Annotated in this window: 14 protein-coding genes; 5 read left to right on the top strand and 9 right to left on the bottom strand. The window is 70.3% G+C overall.

Translation table 11 applies throughout. The features are described 5' to 3' along the window. The 5 genes from ACFQ36_RS13095 to ACFQ36_RS13075 all read right to left on the bottom strand — a co-directional run. Positions 1-499, bottom strand: a 499-nt coding sequence (locus tag ACFQ36_RS13095) for an AEC family transporter (RefSeq protein WP_377014245.1), incomplete at its 3' end; no start/stop codon positions are given. A 78-nt stretch (positions 500-577) separates the two neighbouring features. Next, positions 578-1,906 carry an enolase C-terminal domain-like protein gene (locus ACFQ36_RS13090; protein ID WP_377014244.1) on the bottom strand — a complete coding sequence of 443 codons (1,329 nt, stop codon included), beginning with the start codon at positions 1,904-1,906 and terminating at the stop codon, positions 578-580. Further along, the gene (locus ACFQ36_RS13085; protein ID WP_377014243.1) at positions 1,903-3,510 is read right to left on the bottom strand and encodes an aldehyde dehydrogenase (NADP(+)); all 1,608 of its coding nucleotides are present in this window, start codon (positions 3,508-3,510) and stop codon (positions 1,903-1,905) included. The genes ACFQ36_RS13090 and ACFQ36_RS13085 overlap by 4 nt, the downstream gene beginning before the upstream one ends. 40 nt (positions 3,511-3,550) lie before the next feature. Beyond that, entirely contained in the window at positions 3,551-4,501 is a 951-nt protein-coding gene (gene kdgD / locus ACFQ36_RS13080; RefSeq protein ID WP_377014242.1) for a 5-dehydro-4-deoxyglucarate dehydratase, read from the bottom strand. A 130-nt stretch (positions 4,502-4,631) separates the two neighbouring features. After that, positions 4,632-5,516: a LysR family transcriptional regulator gene (locus ACFQ36_RS13075; protein WP_377014241.1), complete on the bottom strand. Its 885-nt coding sequence runs from the start codon at positions 5,514-5,516 to the stop codon at positions 4,632-4,634. A gap of 143 nt (positions 5,517-5,659) precedes the next feature. Between ACFQ36_RS13075 and ACFQ36_RS13070 the strand changes: the two genes are divergently transcribed. The 4 genes from ACFQ36_RS13070 to ACFQ36_RS13055 are packed head-to-tail and all read left to right on the top strand — an operon-like array spanning position 5,660 to position 9,202. Further along, the gene (locus tag ACFQ36_RS13070) at positions 5,660-6,658 is read left to right on the top strand and encodes a Bug family tripartite tricarboxylate transporter substrate binding protein (protein WP_377014240.1); all 999 of its coding nucleotides are present in this window, start codon (positions 5,660-5,662) and stop codon (positions 6,656-6,658) included. Between the two features lie 58 nt (positions 6,659-6,716). After that, the gene (locus ACFQ36_RS13065) at positions 6,717-7,247 is read left to right on the top strand and encodes a tripartite tricarboxylate transporter TctB family protein (protein WP_377014239.1); all 531 of its coding nucleotides are present in this window, start codon (positions 6,717-6,719) and stop codon (positions 7,245-7,247) included. Between the two features lie 21 nt (positions 7,248-7,268). Continuing rightward, on the top strand, positions 7,269-8,801 hold the full coding sequence (locus tag ACFQ36_RS13060; protein WP_377014238.1) for a tripartite tricarboxylate transporter permease: 1,533 nt from the start codon (positions 7,269-7,271) through the stop codon (positions 8,799-8,801). Then, a complete protein-coding gene (locus ACFQ36_RS13055; RefSeq protein ID WP_377014237.1) occupies positions 8,798-9,202 on the top strand; it encodes a universal stress protein in 405 nt (134 codons plus the stop codon). The genes ACFQ36_RS13060 and ACFQ36_RS13055 overlap by 4 nt, the downstream gene beginning before the upstream one ends. A 69-nt stretch (positions 9,203-9,271) precedes the next feature. Here the strand turns inward: ACFQ36_RS13055 and ACFQ36_RS13050 are convergent, their stop codons facing one another. Then, positions 9,272-9,958 (bottom strand): GntR family transcriptional regulator, encoded by a 687-nt coding sequence (locus ACFQ36_RS13050; RefSeq protein ID WP_377014236.1) that lies wholly within the window; start codon positions 9,956-9,958, stop codon positions 9,272-9,274. A gap of 212 nt (positions 9,959-10,170) precedes the next feature. Here ACFQ36_RS13050 and acnA point away from each other — a divergent pair, with 212 nt between their 5' ends. Further along, positions 10,171-12,825, top strand: coding sequence for an aconitate hydratase AcnA (acnA, locus tag ACFQ36_RS13045; protein ID WP_377014235.1), 2,655 nt, complete (start codon positions 10,171-10,173; stop codon positions 12,823-12,825). Here acnA and mqo read toward each other — a convergent pair. The 3 genes from mqo to ACFQ36_RS13030 form a co-directional block, all read right to left on the bottom strand. Next, positions 12,822-14,339, bottom strand: a complete 1,518-nt coding sequence (gene mqo / locus ACFQ36_RS13040) for a malate dehydrogenase (quinone) (protein ID WP_377014234.1) — start codon at positions 14,337-14,339, stop codon at positions 12,822-12,824. The genes acnA and mqo overlap by 4 nt on opposite strands. A gap of 208 nt (positions 14,340-14,547) precedes the next feature. Continuing rightward, positions 14,548-15,867, bottom strand: a complete 1,320-nt coding sequence (locus ACFQ36_RS13035; protein WP_377014233.1) for a glucarate dehydratase family protein — start codon at positions 15,865-15,867, stop codon at positions 14,548-14,550. A 130-nt stretch (positions 15,868-15,997) separates the two neighbouring features. Then, positions 15,998-16,482 (bottom strand): FadR/GntR family transcriptional regulator (locus ACFQ36_RS13030; protein WP_377014232.1); only part of this gene is annotated, 485 nt, incomplete at its 5' end.

Here is a 16,482-nt window from a genome sequence, read left to right as displayed (position 1 = left end):
GCCGCAGGCTGCGCGGGGCCGCGCCGCCGCCGTCCGCGGGCGACGGGCGGCGGTAGGACACCCAGGAGAAGATGCCGATGTACAGCGGCGCGACCACCAGCAGCTGGGCGATCAGCACCGAGACGACAGGGGTGGAACTGCCCACCGCATACAGGGCGATGGGCAGTCCGATATTGCCGGCGTTGACGTAGGAGGAGCTCATGGCCCCGACCGCTATGGTGCCGGCAGTCCGGCGGAAGAACCCCACGGCCAGGACCGCATAGACCAGGCCCGTGGCCGCCGCGATCAGCAGGGCCGCGGGGGCGAAGACGCCGAACACCGTGCCAAGGTCGCTCTTGGCCAGCAGTACGAACATCAGCGCCGGATTGGTGATGTAGTAGATGACCTGGGTCAGGGCCGGCTTTGGATCCGCACCCGCCCCAAGCCGCAAAGCCGATGCCAGATAGCCGGCACCGGCGATGAGCAGGACGATGCTGAATCCCTGCAGGACGCCCTCCACGCGGGCCGCCTTTCCTTAAGTTGTGTGGTTAAGTGCCGCGGGGACGGTCCGTGCCGGACCGTCCCCGCGGATGTGGTGTCAGCGGACCAGGCAGGGCCGCTTCGGGTCGAACTCCCAGTCCTTGACCAGGTACTGCATCGAGACCGAGTCGTCCCGGGCGCCGAGCCCGTGCTCCAGGTAGAGCTCGTGGGCCGCCTGCAGTGCTTCGCGGTCCAGCTCGATACCCAGGCCCGGAGCCTGCGGCACCTTGATTTCGCCGCCGCGGATCAGCAGCGGTTCGCGGGTCAGGCCCTGGCCGTCCTGCCAGATCCAGTGCGTGTCCAGCGCGGTGATTTCCCCGGGCGCCGCGGCGCCGACGTGGGTGAACATGGCCAGCGAGATGTCGAAGTGGTTGTTCGAGTGCGAACCCCAGGTCAGCCCGAACTCCTTGCACAGCTGCGCCACCCGGACGGAGCCGGCCATCGTCCAGAAGTGCGGGTCGGCCAGCGGGATGTCGACGGCGTTGCTGCGCACCGCGTGGGCCATCTCGCGCCAGTCCGTGGCGATCATGTTCGTGGCAGTCTGCAGGCCGGTAGCCCGGCGGAACTCGGCCATGACTTCCCGGCCGGAGAACTTGCCTTCGGCGCCGCACGGGTCCTCGGCGTAGGCCACCACGCCCTGCATCCGCTTGCCCAGCCGGATGGCGTCCTGAAGCAGCCAGCCGCCGTTCGGATCCAGCGTGATGCGGGCGTCCGGGAAGCGCCGCTTGAGCGCCGTGACGGCATCCACTTCCAGGTCGCCGGCCTGGACGCCGCCCTTGAGCTTGAAGTCCTGGAAACCGTAGCGGGCCTGTGCCGCCTCGGCCAGCCGGACCACTGCCTCCGGGGTCATGGCCTCTTCGCGGCGCACGCGTTCCCAGTCGTCGGCGCCGTCGGGCTCGCGCAGGTACGGCAGGTCGGTGGCATCGGGATTGCCCACGTAGAACAGGTAGCCGAGCATCGGTACCGCTTCACGCTGCTGGCCGTCCCCCAGCAGTTCAGCGACCGGGACGCCCAGGAACTGCCCGTGCAGGTCCAGCAGGGCCGACTCGAGGGCGGTCACGGCATGGACCGTGGTGCGCAGGTCGAAGGTCTGCAGGCCGCGGCCGCCGGCATCGCGGTCGGCGAAGGCGGTAGCGATTTCGCGCAGCAGGCTGCGGAACCGGGCTACCGGACGGCCTGCCAGCATGGCGCCGGCGTCCTCGAGGGTGGCACGGATCTTCTCCCCGCCGGGGACTTCGCCCAGGCCGGTGCGTCCGTCCGAGTCCGTCACGATCACCACGTTGCGGGTGAAGAACGGCCCGTGGGCGCCGGAGAGGTTCAGCAGCATCGAGTCGTGCCCGGCAACCGGGACAACCTCGACGGCGGCAATGGTGGGCTGGTTGCTCATGCCTGCTCTCCTGCAAGTTCCAGAGTGCCGTCGATGCGGCGGTTGAGCTTCCACGGGTTCGCCTGCTGCAGCGGGGCCGGCAGCAGCGCATCCGGGATGTTCTGGTATGCCACGGGGCGCAGGAACCGCTCGATGGCCAAGGTGCCCACCGATGTTGTGCGCGCATCCGAAGTTGCCGGGAACGGGCCGCCGTGGACCATGGCGTGGCCCACCTCGACGCCGGTCGGCCAGCCGTTCGCGAGGATGCGGCCGGCCTTGCGCTCCAGGACCGGCAGCAGCGGGGCCACGGTCGCCTGGTCCTCATCGGTCAGGTGCAGGGTTGCGGTGAGCTGGCCTTCCAGCCGCCTGGCCGCGGCCACCAGGTCCTCGGTGGAGGTGTACCGGATCATCAGCGAGGCGGCGCCGAAGATCTCCTCGTGCAGCACATCATTGGACAGGAAGGTGGGAACGTCGGTGCCGAACACGGCCGGCGCCGGGGCGTTCTGCGTGGCGCCTTCCTGGCCGCGCGCCACCAGCTCAACGCCGTCCTGCTTGCCCAGCGAATCCACGCCGGCAATCCAGGAGTCGGCGATGCCGCGGGTCAGCATGGTTTGTCCGGCGGACCGGGACAGGGCCCGGTTCACCGCGGCGGCGAAGGCATCGCCGGTTGCGCCGGCCGGGATGAAGACCAGGCCGGGGGCAGTGCACAGCTGTCCGCTGGAGCCGGTGACGGAGCCAACGTAGGCGGTGGCCAGCGCGTCCAGGTCGCCCTTGAGCGCACCGTCGAAGAAGAACACGGGGTTGACGGAGCTCATCTCCGCGTAGACCGGGATCGGTTCCGGACGCGCAGCGGCGGTGGCCATCAAAGCAGTGCCCCCGGAGCGGGAACCCGTGAAGCCCACGGCCTTGATGGCCGGGTCGGAGACCAGGGCCTGGCCGATGCTCGCGCCGGGACCGTAGACCAGGGAGAAGACGCCCGGGTGCAGGCCGGAGTCGCGGACGGCGTCGGCGATGGCGCGGCCGACGATTTCGCTGGTGCCCGGGTGCGCGTTGTGGGCCTTGAAGACCACCGGGCAGCCCGCGGCCAGCGCGGAGGCGGTGTCGCCGCCGGCGGTGGAGAAGGCCAGGGGGAAGTTGCTGGCGCCGAACACGGCCACCGGACCCAGCGGAACCTTGCGCTGGCGGATGTCCGCGCGCGGCATCGGCTGGCGGTCGGGCCGGGCCGGGTCAATCCGGACGCCGCGGAAATCGCCCTGGCGCACCACGGAGGCAAAGAGCCGCAGCTGGCCGGCGGTGCGGCCGCGTTCGCCGTTCAGCCGGGCAGCGGGAAGGCCGGTCTCGGCCATCGCACGTTCCACCAGTTCGTCACCGGCGGCTTCGATGTTGTCGGCAATCTTCTCCAGGAACGCGGCATGCGTTTCCGGATCCAGCGAGCTGAAGGATTCGAAGGCCTCCTCGGCGGCCGCGGTGGCGGCAGCCAGCTGGGCCCCGTCGAGGAGGCTGTACGCCGGCTCGAGGGCTTCGTTGGTGGCCGGGTTGAAGCCGTTGACGGTGCCGCCGCGGCCCGGGGTTTCCACCCCGGCAATGAGGGAGTGGCCGGTCAGGACGCTCTGCTGTGTGGGCATCAGGTGCTCCTTTGGTAGTGCCTTGGGACGATCGGGGCGGTCAGGCGCGGACGGCGACGGCGGCGCCGGCCGGGCGGATGCCGGCCGCGTCGATCAGCGCGGCCAGGTCCACCACGTCCTGCTCGGTCAGGTCCTGCAGCGGCGGGCGCACGCCGCCGGCGTCGCGGCCGATGGCCTTCAGCCCGCCCTTGACAATGGACACGCCGTAGCCCTTGACCCGGTCGCGGATCTCCAGGTACGGCAGCACGAAGCGGTTGAGCTTCTCGGTCACGGCGCCGCGGTCCTGGCGGCGCACGTCCGCGTAGAACTCCAGGGCGAACTCCGGGACGAAGTTGTACATGGCCGAGGAGTAGGTGCTCATGCCCATCTGCAGCAGCGGCAGCGCGAAGGTCTCGGCGGTCGGCAGGCCGCCCAGGTAGAACAGCCGGTCGCCGTTCTTGGCATAGACCTTGGCCAGGTGCTCGATGTCGCCGGTGGCGTCCTTGAAGCCGATGAAGTTGCCGTAGCGCTCGGAGAGGCTGGAGACGGTGTCCGCGGAGTAGACGGCGTTGGCGCGGTTGTAGACGATCACGCCGATGTTCGTCGCGCCGCAGACGGCCTCCACGTGCGCCTGCAGGCCGGCCTGGTCGCACTCGGTCAGGTACGGCGGCAGCAGCAGCAGGCCCTCGGCACCGGCGGCCTCGGCGGCGCGGGCGTTCTCGACAGCCTGGCGGGTGGAGCCGCCGGCCGAGGCCAGGACGGGCACCCGGTCGCCGGCTTCCTCGACGGCCAGGCGCACCACGCGGGCGGACTCGGCCGGGGTCAGGCTGAAGCCCTCGCCGGTGCCGCCGGCGGCGAACAGTCCGGCCACGTCGAAGCTGGCCTGCCAGTCCAGGTGGCGGCGGTAGGCCGCTTCGTCGATCTCCAGCGCGGCGTCGAACGCCGTGACGGGAAACGACAGCAGGCCGTCCTTGAGCTTGGCAGCGAGTTCCTGGGGCGTGTACTGGGCCACGGTGCATCTTCCTTTGCGACGGTGCCGGTGACGGCGGAGCGGGTAGTCGCCCTCAGCCTAGGAAGGACTGGTGATGCTTGTCCAAGCCCCATTTTGTATGGATTGATGCCCTGCATGCATCACTTCCCGGCTACGTGCTCTTCAGCTTGAGCACCTGCAACAGCCTGGCCAGCGCCGGGTTGCGCGCACCGCGGGCCCAAATGGCGTGCAGTTCCACCACATCCGTGGACGCCCCGGCCAGCCGCAGGTAGGACACGCCGCCGATGCCCAGCAGCTGCGCCGATTCCGGGACGAAGGCCACGCCGCGCCCGGCGGCCACCAAGGCCACCATGGTCAGGACCTGGCTGACCGAGTGGACCTCGTTGCGGTGCTCGACCGGCACCAGGCGCACCGCGAGGTCGTAGAAGTAGCGGGCCTTGGTGGGATGGTGCATCACCAGCGGCACGTCCACCAGGTCGGCAGCCTCCACCGCACGCTTCAGCTCGTTGAGCGGATGGCCTTCGGGCACGGCCAGCAGCAGGCTTTCGGAGAGCAGCAGATGGGACTCGAAGCGGCGGGTGTCGAACGGCGGCCGGGCCAGCCCCAGGTCCAGCTCGCCGTCGTCCAGGGCCTGCAGCTGTTCGCCGGTGACCATTTCCTGCAGGTCCACGTCCACGCCGGGCAGCCCCTCTTCGATCTCGGCCAGCAGCGGCCCGAGCAGGCTGTAGCCGGAGGCGGCGGTGAAGCCGATGCGCAGCAGGCCGGCGCGGCCGGCCGCAATGCGGCGCGCATTCTGCGGTGCCCGGGCCGCCGAGACGGCCAGCCGGCGGGCATCTTCCAGGAACGCCTGGCCCGCGGTGGTGAGCACCACCTTGCGGTTGTCGCGCTCGAACAGTTCGACGCCGATGCTCTTCTCCAGCTTCTGGATCTGCCGGCTGAGCGGGGGCTGGGTCATGTTCAGCCGTTCGGCCGCGCGGCCGAAGTGCAGTTCCTCGGCCACGGCGATGAAGCTGCGGACCTGGTCCAAGGTGAACATGATGCCCTCCGGGTATTAGTCAATGCAGTAATGGGTTTGGACATGCATCATAACTTTTTTCTAGGCTCGATCAGCGAACCGCTGGTGATCCGCTTCACATCCAGTGCCCACGTGCCACCCGACCCCGCAAGGAGTTTTCCCAGATGAATTTCCTCCCAACCCGCCGCGTCCTGCTCGGCACCGCCGCCGTTTCCGCCGTCCTGGCGATGACCGCCTGCGGCGGCAATGTCGGCGGCGCCCAAGGCTCCGGCGACTCCTACCCCTCCAAGCCGGTCAACATCACCGTCGGTGCCGCGCCCGGCGGATCGACGGACCTGATCGCGCGCGCCGTCGCCGAGGGAGCAGGCAATGACCTGGGCGTGGCGATGCCGGTGGTCAACAAGCCCGGCGCCAACGGTGCCCTGGCCATGAAGGAAGTCCAGGGCAAGGCCGCCGACGGCTACGAACTGGCCACGCTGAACGCCTCCCTGATCACCATCACCCCGCTCGCGGTGGGCGAGTCCGAGGCGGTGACCCTGGACGACGTCGACGTCATCGTGGGCCTCTCCCAGGACGACTACGTGCTGGTCGCCAACCCGAAGGCCGGCGTGAAGACCGTCAAGGACCTGGCCGCCGCCAAGAACCTGAGCTTCGGCACCACCGGCGTCGGCACCGGCTCGCAGCTGGCCCAGGCGCTGCTGCTCAAGCAGGCAGGCGTCAAGGGCACCGAGGTGCCGTTCGACTCCGGCGCCCCCGCGGTCACTGCGGTCCTGGGCAACCAGGTGCAGCTGGCCACCGTCCAGCTGGGCGAAGCCAAGGCCCAGATCGACGCCGGCAAGCTGGTGCCGGTCGTGGTCTTCTCCACCGAACGCAACAAGTTCCTGCCGGACGTGCCCACCGCCACCGAAGAAGGCTACGACATCCCGGTCTCGCAGTACCGCGCAATGGTTGCCCCCAAGGGCACCCCCGAGGAGGTCAAGACCCGGCTGAAGACCGCGTTCGAGAAAACCTTCAAGACCGAGGCCTACCAGCAGTTCAACGAGAAGAACCTGCTGACCCCGAAGGAGATCTCCGGCGAGGAGGTCGTGACCGAATGGACCGGCCTGGCCGAAAAGTACAAGGACCTGACCAAGAAGTACGGCATCTCCCTGCAGCAGAACTGACCACCGGCCGCCCCGCAGCGCCGAGCACACAGGAGCACCACCATGAATGAGGCCACCCATGAATGAGACCAGCATTCCGGTCCCTGCCGAAGCCGAGGAGGACCTGACCCCCGAACAGCTGGCTGCGCAATGGGAAGCCGAGGCACCGCCGGCCGCCGGGCCCCTGGCCAACCTGGCATCCTCGGCGGTGGCCACCGCCATCGGCATTGCCGGCCTGCTCCTGTCCGTGCAGCTGGGGCTGGGCTCGCCCAGCCAGCCCCAGCCCGGCCTGTGGCCGTTCATCATGAGCCTGGTCATTGCGGTGCTGGGCCTGGCCCAGCTGGTCATCGGCCGGCGCGGCGGGGAGGGCGAGAAGTTCTCGCACCTGTCCTGGCTGGTGCTCTTCGGCACCGGCACGCTGGTGGGGCTGGCCGCGCTGATGCCCGTCATCGGCTTCGAGATCCCCTCCCTGCTGCTCAGCTTCATCTGGATGAAGTTCCTCGGCGGTGAAACCTGGCGCGCGGCCGCGGTCTATTCGCTCCTGGTCGTCGCCGCGTTCTACGGCATCTTCATCCTGGGCCTGGGGACCACCATTCCCCACCTGTTCTAGCGGCCCGGAAAGGTTCTTCGCATGGATTTCCTGCAACCGGTACTGGACGGCTTCGGCGTCGTCCTGGTACCCACCAACCTGCTCTACTGCCTGCTCGGCGTCGTCATCGGCATGCTGATCGGGGTGCTGCCGGGCCTGGGCCCGGCGGCCACGATCGCCATCCTGCTGCCGCTGACCTACGGTATCGACCCGGTCACCGCGATCATCATGCTCGCGGGCATCTTCTACGGTGCCCAGTACGGCGGCACCATCACCTCGGTGCTGCTGCGCCTGCCCGGGGAGGCCAGCTCCGTGGTCACGGTCTTCGACGGCTACCAGCTGGCCAAGCAAGGCAAGGCCGGCACCGCACTCGGTATCGCCGCGATCGGTTCGTTCATCGGCGGCACCGTCGGCATCATCGGCCTGACCTTCCTGGCCCCGGTCGTCGCCGGTTTTGCGCTGGACTTCGGCCCGCCGGAGTACGCTGCCCTGGCCCTGCTGGGCATCCTGCTGGTGGCCACCATCAGCAACGGCAGCAAGACCAAGGCGCTGATCGCCGCGGCCTTCGGCCTGCTGCTGGCCACCGTCGGGCGTGACGTGTTCACCGGGGCGGAGCGGTTCACCTTCGGCAACCTGAGCCTGGCCGACGGCATCGACTTCGTCCCCGTGGCCATGGGGCTGTTCGGCCTGGGCGAGATCCTCTACAACCTGGAAGAGCGCCACCGGGCCGCCAAGGCTCCCGCCAAGGTGGCCAACGCCTGGCCCTCGCGGGCCGACCTGAAGCAGTCCTCCGGTGCGATCGGCCGCGGCTCGGTGCTGGGCTTCTTCCTGGGCATCCTGCCCGGCGGCGGTGCCACGATCTCCTCGCTGGCGGCCTATGCGCTGGAGAAGAAGCGTTCCAAGCACCCGGAGCGCTTCGGCAAGGGTGCCGTGGAGGGCGTCGCCGCCCCGGAGACGGCCAACAACGCCGCCGCCACCAGCTCCTTCATCCCGCTGCTGACCCTGGGCATCCCCGCCAACGCCACCATGGCGCTGATGTTCGGCGCGCTGCTGATCCAGGGCGTCACCCCCGGCCCGCAGCTGGTGGACCAGCACCCGGACCTGTTCTGGGGCGTGGTGAACTCGATGTACATCGGCAACATCCTGCTGCTGATCATGTCCGTCCCGCTGGTCGGGGTGTTCGTGCGCATCCTGCGCGTGCGGGCCGCCATCCTGGCCCCGGTCACCGCCCTGATCACGCTGCTGGGCGCCTACACGATCAACAACTCCATGTTCGACGTCGTGCTGGTCGTCTTCTTCGGCATCGTAGGCTACCTGATGAAGAAGTTCGGCTTCGAGCCCGGTCCGCTGGTGCTGGCCTTCGTGCTCGGCGAGCTGCTGGAGGCCAACCTGCGCCGCTCGCTGCTGGTGCTCAACGGTGATCTGGGCGGGATGTTCGGACGGCCGATCTCGGCCACCCTGCTGGTCGTCTTCGTGGCCGTGGCCCTGTGGCCGGCCGCCAAGTCCCTGCTGGCCCGCCGCCAGGCACCCGTCGTCGAGCCCCACAAGACCAAGAAAGTCAAGGAAAACGCATGAGCATCCTCGTTGGATACATTCCCACCCCCGTGGGCGAGGCGGCCGCGCAGGCCGCCATCGCCGAGGCCAGGCTGCGCGGCGAGAAGCTGTTCGTGGTCAACTCGGTGCGCGAAGGCGCGCTGGTGGACAAGTCGGTCGCCTCGGACGAGGACCTGGCGCGGATTGCCGCCGACGCTGCCACCGCCGGCATCGAAGTGTCCATCCTGGAGTCCACGCACTCGGACGACCTGGCCGAGGAGGTCCTGGCCCTCGCCGAGGCGCACGATGTCTCGCTGATCGTGATCGGCCTGCGCCAGCGCACCCAGGTGGGCAAGTTCATCATGGGCTCGCACGCCCAGCGGATCCTGCTGCAGGCGGACCGGCCGGTGCTGGCCGTGAAGGCCGGGCAGGACCGGCACTGACCTGCTGCACCATAGCCCTGCGGGGCCGGACGGAAGACCGTCCGGCCCCGCAGCCATTCCTGGCGCCGTTCAGGGCTGTTCCAGGTCCCGGGCGCCCTCGAGGATGGCAATCGCCCTGCGGCCCAGGCTTCCGGTGACGTGGCGCTGCATGGTTTCGCGGGCGCGGACTGCATCGCCTGCGATCACGGCACCGGCTATCTGGATATGCTCCTCCTGGACCCGGATCCGGTCCTTTTCGGAGTCCTTCCGGCCCTGCAGGCCGACCTGGCGGTAACGGTCCGCCTTGTCCCACAGGCCCTCGAGGATGTTAATGAGCAAGGGGTTGTGCGAGGCGCGGTAGATGGCGCGGTGGAACTCCCGGTGCGCTGTCATGGCGGCCAGGTCTGTTGCATCCCGCAGCGGGGTGAGCTGGCTCAGCGCGGTTTCGATGTCTGCGATGTCAGCCGGTGTCCGGCTCCCGGCGGCAAGGCCGGCCGCCAGGGGATCCATGCTTTCCCTGATGACATAGAGATCCCGGGCCTCCTCGGCCGTGAGCGAGGTGACCCTGGCATCGCGGTGGGACTCCAGCTGTACGAGTCCTTCCGCGGCGAGACGGCGCAGGGCCTCCCGCAGCGGGGTGGTGCTGACGCCGATCTCCTGCGCAAGCAGGACCTGGCTGAGCACGGAACCCTGGGCCATCTCCCCGGTGAGGATGCGGCGGCGCAGTTCGTCGTAGGCGTAGGCGCTCTTCGTCAGCGCTACGGCCGGGTTGGGCACCGTTTCCTCCTGATGGTCAAGTACCGTTCGACGCCGAACGCGCGGCCGGGCAGGCGGAACAGATCATGTCCTACAGTACGCCGGGCGCCGTCACGGCAGGGGAGGGGCGGCGGCCGCGTGCTGTCCCAGCACAATCAGGCGGGGCCACGCTCAAATATTATAGCCTATAATCTTCTTCTGGCCTGTCTCCTGTTTTCGAGAAAGGGTGTCCCATGCCGCTCGCCGCCGCTGCCGGTTCCCCTCCGGGCGTGACCCAGCTGAGCATCCACGGCGAGGTGCTGCAGGCGGTGGACATCAGGGGCGCCTTCGGGCCCGGCTTCGACCGGCTGCCCGTGGTCCTGAGGCTGCTGGCCGAGAATGTCCAGCGGAACATGGCCGGCCGGGAGCGGGAGCAGGCAATGGAAGCGCTGCGGGCCTGGCTGGGCTCCGGTACCAGCACCGCGGAGATCGAGTTCCTGCCCACCCGGGTGCTCATGCACGACACCACGAGCACGCCTGCCCTGGTCGATATCGCCGCCATGCGCGACACGGTCGCCGAATCCGGCGGGGATCCCATGGCCCTGAACCCGCTGCTGCGGGTGGACGTATCCATTGACCACTCGCTGGCGGTGGAGGAATACGGACGGGCCGACGCCGCCGTGCGGAACATCAGGCACGAAATCCGCCGGAACCGGGAACGCTACCGGTTCCTGAAGTGGGCGTCGAAGGCGATGGACGATGTCCACATCAACCCGCCCGGCACCGGCATCATGCACACCATCAACCTCGAACAGCTGGCCACGGTCGTCACGACCATCGACCGGGACGGAACCCGCTGGGCGGTGCCGGACATGATGCTCGGCACCGACAGCCACACCCCGATGATCAACGGCCTCGGCGTGCTGGGCTGGGGTATCGGCGGGCTGGAGGCCCAGACCGTGATGTTCGGCATGCCCGCCACCCTGCGCATCCCCGACGTCGTCGGCCTCCGCCTGACCGGCGAAATGAAGGCGGGGACCGTGGCCACGGACCTGGCCCTGGCCGTCACCCACCGGCTGCGGGAAACCGGCGTCACCGGCGAATTCGTCGAATTCTTCGGCCCCGGGGTCTCGACCCTGACCGTGGGGGAGCGGGCGGTGGTGGCGAACATGGCCCCCGAGTACGGCGCCACGACCGGCTACTTCCCGATCGACCGGCACGTGCTGGACTACCTGGCCGGCACCGGCCGCAGCCCGGCGCAGACGCAACTGGTGGAGGCCTACGCCAGGCAGGCCGGCCTGTGGTTCGACCCGGCGGCCAACCCGGCCTACAGCCGGGTCGTCGAGCTCGACCTGTCGGAGGTGGCCATGTACGCCGCCGGCCCGCGGCGGCCCCAGGACCTGCTGCCGGTCGGCGGCCTCCGCGCAGCCCTGGACCGGGAGAACCGCCCGGCCCGCGCCGGTGCCGGGCCGCTGCCGGAGTTCCCCGTGGCGCTGGCGGCAATCACCAGCTGCACCAACACCTCCGACCCGCGCCTGCTGATCGCCGCCGGACTGCTCGCCCGCAAGGCCCGCACCAGGGGCCTGAAAGTGCCCGAGTGGGTCAAGACCTCGCTCGCCCCCGGTTCCCCCGCGGCCGCGAGCTACCTCAAGCGTGCCGGCCTGATGGAGGACCTGGCCTCGGTCGGGTTCGACATCGTCGGCTTCGGCTGCACCACCTGCATCGGCAATCCCGGCCCCCTGCCCCCGGCGGCCGCCCGGGCCCAGGCGGACGGTCAGAGCGCGCCGGTGGCGATCCTCTCCGGCAATCGGAACTTCCCGGGCCGGGTGCACCCCGACGTCGACCTCGGCTTCATCATGTCGCCCCCGCTGGTCGTGGCCTTCGCCCTGGCCGGCGACGCCAGGAAGGACCTGGACCGGGAACCGGTCCAGTACGCCGCCGACGGCAGCCCCGTCTACCTTCGGGACCTCTGGCCCTCCCGCGAGGAGATCGGCGAACTCGTGGCCAGGGCCAACGACCCGGCCGACTTCCGCCGCGACTTCCTGATCGCCGGCGGGGACCCCCAGTGGCGGCGCATCGAAGCCCCCGAAGGTGCGCTCTACCCCTGGGACCCGGCGTCCACCATCCTGCGCCGGCCGCCCTTCGCCGCCGCGACGGAGGGAAGCCTGCTGGGCCGGTTCACCGCGTATCCGCTCCTGGTGCTCGGCGACGACATCACCACCGACCACATCTCCCCGGCCAGCGCCATCCCGCCGGGCAGCGACGTCGCCGACTTCCTGGTCGCCCGGGGAGAGGACCGCACGGACCTGAACGTGTTCGCCTCCCGCCGCGGCAACTGGGAAGTCATGGCCCGCGGCGCGTTCCACAACAAGTCGGTCCGGAACCACCTCTGCCCCGAGGCACCCGTGGCCCACACCGTCCACTCACCCTCGGGGGAGACCCTGCCGGTCTGGGACGCGGCCCGGCGCTACCGGGACGAAGGCACTCCGGTGGTCATGGTCGCCGGCGAACGTTACGGCATGGGATCATCCAGGGACTGGGCGGCCAAGGCCCAGCGCCTGCTCGGCGTCCGGGCCGTCATCGCCGGCGGCTTCGAGAGGATCCACCGGTCCAACCTGATCGGCATGGGCATCCTCCCGCTCATCATGCCGGCCGACCTGAGGGCGGAACTGCTCGGCCTCGCCGCCGGAGACCGCATCGCCCTCGACGCCGGCCAGGAGCACATCCGCCCCCGCGCCGGCATCGCCGCGGCCATCATCCGCGCCGACGGCAGCGAACAGGCCTTCACCGCCACGGCCGCGGTGGAAACCGGGCTGGAGTGCGAACTCCTGGCCGCCGGCGGCGTCATCCCCATGATCCTGCGCCGGACCCTGGCCCAAAACCGTAACCGGGCAACAGCCCCTGCCTAGCGGCGGACCTCGCTCACCGCCGGAGCCGTGCGTCCCCGGCCGTCCAGCTCCAGCACCCGGTGGCAGTGCTCCCGCACCTGCCGGGCGAGGCCGGGGTCCTCGGCCAGCCGCACGCCGTAGGACGGGATCATGTCCCGGATGCGCGGCTCCCATGCCCGGATGTTGTCCGGAAAGCTGCGGAGCAGCACCTCCAGCACAATGGACACCGAGGCCGAAGCTCCCGGCGAGGCGCCCAGCAGCGCCGCCAGCGATCCGCCCGCGGAGGTCACCACCTCGGTGCCGAAGCCGGCGATGGTGCCCCTGCCCGCGGTGGTCTTGACCACCTGCACGCGCTGGCCCGCCGTGATCAGCTCCCAGTCCGCGGGGTCCGCATCGGGAACGAACCGGCGCAGCTGGGCGAACCTGTCCCGGTCGCTGAGCAGGATTTGCCGCACCAGGTAGCCCACGAGCCCGGAGTTGTCGCGGGCGGCCGCCAGCAGCGTGGGCAGGTTCGACGGCCGGACCGACCGGACGAGGTCCCACAGGCTGCCGTGCCTGAGGAAACGCGGGGAGAAGGCGCCGTAGGGGCCGAACATCAGGTACTCCCTGCCGTCCACCACGCGGGTGTCCAGGTGCGGCACCGAAATGGGCGGGGCGCCGGCGGCCGCATGGCCGTAGACCTTCGCCCGGTGCCGGGCCACCAGCTCCGGCTTCGAGGTCCGGTAGAAGCGGCCGCTGATCGGGAAGCCGCCGAAGGTCCTCGTTTCCGGCACACCGGCCTGCTGCAGCAGGGGCAGGGTCGCGCCGCCGGCGGCCAGGAAGACATACCGGGCGCGCAGCCGGTGCCCGGCGCCGCCGCGGGGGCGGGTGGCCACGTTCCAGCCGGCGCCATCGTGCTTCAGGCCCGTCACCTGGCGGTCCAGCATGATGTCCGCTCCCTGGCGGGCGGCATCGGCGAGCAGCTGCCGGGACAGCTCGCCGTAGTCCACGTCGGTACCCGAACGCACCCGGGTAGCGGCCACGGGCTCGCCCTGGGGCCGGCTGCCGAACATCAGCGGCAGCCAGCCGGCCAGCACCGCCGGGTCCTCCGAGTACTCCATGTCCGCAAAGGGAAGATGGCCGGACAGGGCCCGGTGCCGGGCGCGCAGGTACTCTACTCCGGCCCGGCCGTGGGCGAGGCTGAAGTGCGGGACCGGGCGGATGAAGGCAGCCGGATCGCCGAGCCGGCCGGCACCGGCCAGATGGGCCCAGTACTGGCAGGACACCCGGAACTGCTCGTTGATGGCCAGGGCGCTGGAGATGTCCACGCTGCCGTCGGCCGCCTGCGGCGTGTAGTTGAATTCGCACAACCCGGCGTGTCCGGTGCCGGCGTTGTGCCAGGCGTGGGAGCTCTCCAGGCCGGCCGCCGGCAGGCGCTCGACGACGGCGATCCGCCAGTCCGGCTCGAGCCGGGCGAGCAGGCCGGCCATCGTGGTGCCCATGATGCCTGCTCCCACGATCACGGCATCATACTGCTTGGCGGTGCTTCCGGGCATCCGGGCGTTCCTTCCGGCTGGGCTGCAGGGGTTGGCCGACGACGACGGCGTCGGTGGTCCAGGTGCGGGCCCGGCCGCTGATGGTCAGCCCCGGCCCCGGGCTGCGCGACGAACATCCGGCCGTCGCGCAGCCCGGGGCCGTTCGCGGACAGCCTGATGCTGCCGATCGCGTCCGGTGCGCACTCCATGGGGTCCTTTGAGGCCGGGGCTACCAGCGGGGGGACTTGAATTCGTAGCCCGGGTGCAGGCGCTGCATGTAGCCGGTGTCGTCGCGGCTGCGCAGGCCGCAGTCCAGGTACTGGCGGTGGAGTTTCTCCAGCCCGTCCGGATCCAGTTCGATGCCCAGGCCCGGACCGGTCGGCACCTTCACCGCGCCGGCCTCGAAGCCGAGGGTCCCGGGGACGATGATGTCCTCGGACGGGTCCTTCCAAGGCCAGTGGGTGTCGCAGGCGTAGTCCAGGTTGGGGGTGGCCGCGGCCAGGTGGACCATGGCCGCCAGGGAGATGCCCAGGTGGGAGTTCGAGTGCATGGACAGGCCCAGCCCGAAGGTTTCGGCGATGCCGGCCAGCGTTTGCGAGCGGCGCAGCCCGCCCCAGAAGTGGTGGTCGGAGAGCACGACGTCGACGGCGCCGGCGGCAATGGCCGGGGGCAGGTCCGCAAAGCTGACCACGCACATGTTGGTGGCCAGCGGCAGGTCCACCTGGCGGCGGACCTCGGCCATGCCGGCGATGCCGGGGGTGGGGTCCTCGAGGTACTCCAGGACGCCTTCCAGTCGCTTGCCGATCCGTACCGAGGTCTCCACGCTCCAGGCGGCGTTCGGGTCGATACGCAGCGGCAGGTCCGGGAATTCCGCGCGCAGGGCCTCGACCGCCTCGGCCTCGGCGTCGGGTTCGAAGACGCCGGCCTTCAGCTTGAGCGCGCCGAAGCCGTAGGAGTCCACCATGGTCCGGGCCTGGCGCACGATGCCCTCCGGGTCCAGGGCCCCGCCCCAGCCATCCTCGGCCTGGCCGGGATGGCCGGCCCACTTGTAGAACAGGTAGCCGCTGAACGGCACGGCCTCCCGCACGGCGCCGCCGAGCAGGGTCGAGACCGGCACCCCGAGCAGCTTGCCCTGGATGTCGAGGGCGGCGACATCGAAGGGGGAGAGCACCCGGTCCGCGGTGGAGGAGCCGGTGACCATGCCGCTCATGCCGTGTCCGCCCTGGATGGTGTCCGCGGCCAGGGTACGGGCGACTGCCGTGCGCAGGGCGTTGATGTTGAACGGGTCCGTGCCGGTCAGCGCGGCGGCGGCCAACCGGAGCCGCGCCAGGTGGCCTTCGTCCCCGTAGGTCTCGCCCAGGCCGGTCACCCCGGCGTCGGTGTGCACCTGCACGATGGCCCGCAGCGCGTACGGCTCGTGCACCCCGACGGTGTTCAGCAGCGGCGGGTCCGCGAACGCCACCGGCGTGACCGTCACTCCGGTGATCCGGACCTGGCCGGTGTGCGCAGCGGTCGGCGCCGGAACGGATGCGGTCTCGGATAGTGACATGGCGGAGGGTTCCTTTCGCGGTGGGGACCTGCCGGAGACCGGCAGTTCCCTCACGCTAACCGCCCGCAACGATGCGTGTCCAAGATCACTTCTGCACCGAATGATGCAGCGTCGGTATCGATTGCAGGCGTCAGGCCTGGCCCGACTCGGCGTCGAGCCGGCGGCGGGAATTGGCCAGGTGCGTGCGCATCGCCGCGGCGGCGGCCAGCGCGTCGCCGGCAGCGATGGCATCCCGGATGCTGCGGTGTTCGGCGGCAACGCGGGCCAGCCTGGACCCGGCCGGGGATGCGGCATCGTCGGCAGCACCGTCGAGCCGGTGGGGCGGCATGGCGATCATTGCCGGGCCGAACCCGGTGATGGCGTCGACGATGTAGGGGTTTCCGCTGGCCTCGGCGATCGCGCGGTGGAAGTCGTAATCGCAGCCCATGGCCGACGCCGGGTTGTCCCCGGCGGCGTCGAAGGCGGCCAGGGCGGTATCCAGCAGCACCAGCTGCCCCCCGGTCCTCCGGCCGGCGGCCAGGGCCGCGGCTTCCGACTCGATGGCGGCGCGGAAGGCCAGCAAATGGCGCCGCTCGTCGAGGGTTTTGGCTGCGCGGGCGGCGGCGCCGCCCTCCG

The sequence above is a fragment of the Arthrobacter sp. GCM10027362 genome (assembly GCF_042679445.1).
Lineage (GTDB): Bacteria > Actinomycetota > Actinomycetes > Actinomycetales > Micrococcaceae > Crystallibacter.
The sequence above is the reverse complement of the archived record's forward strand: the minus strand, read 5'-3'. Positions and strand labels throughout refer to the sequence as shown.

Excerpts from the sequence above, each read along its gene's own strand:
- acnA (WP_377014235.1), top strand. The coding sequence starts at position 10,171 with ATGCCGCTCGCCGCCGCTGCCGGTTCCCCTCCGGGCGTGACCCAGCTG.
- ACFQ36_RS13090 (WP_377014244.1), bottom strand. The coding sequence starts at position 1,906 with ATGAGCAACCAGCCCACCATTGCCGCCGTCGAGGTTGTCCCGGTTGCC.
- mqo (WP_377014234.1), bottom strand. The coding sequence starts at position 14,339 with ATGCCCGGAAGCACCGCCAAGCAGTATGATGCCGTGATCGTGGGAGCA.
- ACFQ36_RS13075 (WP_377014241.1), bottom strand. The coding sequence starts at position 5,516 with ATGTTCACCTTGGACCAGGTCCGCAGCTTCATCGCCGTGGCCGAGGAA.
- ACFQ36_RS13070 (WP_377014240.1), top strand. The coding sequence starts at position 5,660 with ATGAATTTCCTCCCAACCCGCCGCGTCCTGCTCGGCACCGCCGCCGTT.
- ACFQ36_RS13085 (WP_377014243.1), bottom strand. The coding sequence starts at position 3,510 with ATGCCCACACAGCAGAGCGTCCTGACCGGCCACTCCCTCATTGCCGGG.
- ACFQ36_RS13035 (WP_377014233.1), bottom strand. The coding sequence starts at position 15,867 with ATGTCACTATCCGAGACCGCATCCGTTCCGGCGCCGACCGCTGCGCAC.
- ACFQ36_RS13055 (WP_377014237.1), top strand. The coding sequence starts at position 8,798 with ATGAGCATCCTCGTTGGATACATTCCCACCCCCGTGGGCGAGGCGGCC.
- ACFQ36_RS13060 (WP_377014238.1), top strand. The coding sequence starts at position 7,269 with ATGGATTTCCTGCAACCGGTACTGGACGGCTTCGGCGTCGTCCTGGTA.
- ACFQ36_RS13065 (WP_377014239.1), top strand. The coding sequence starts at position 6,717 with ATGAATGAGACCAGCATTCCGGTCCCTGCCGAAGCCGAGGAGGACCTG.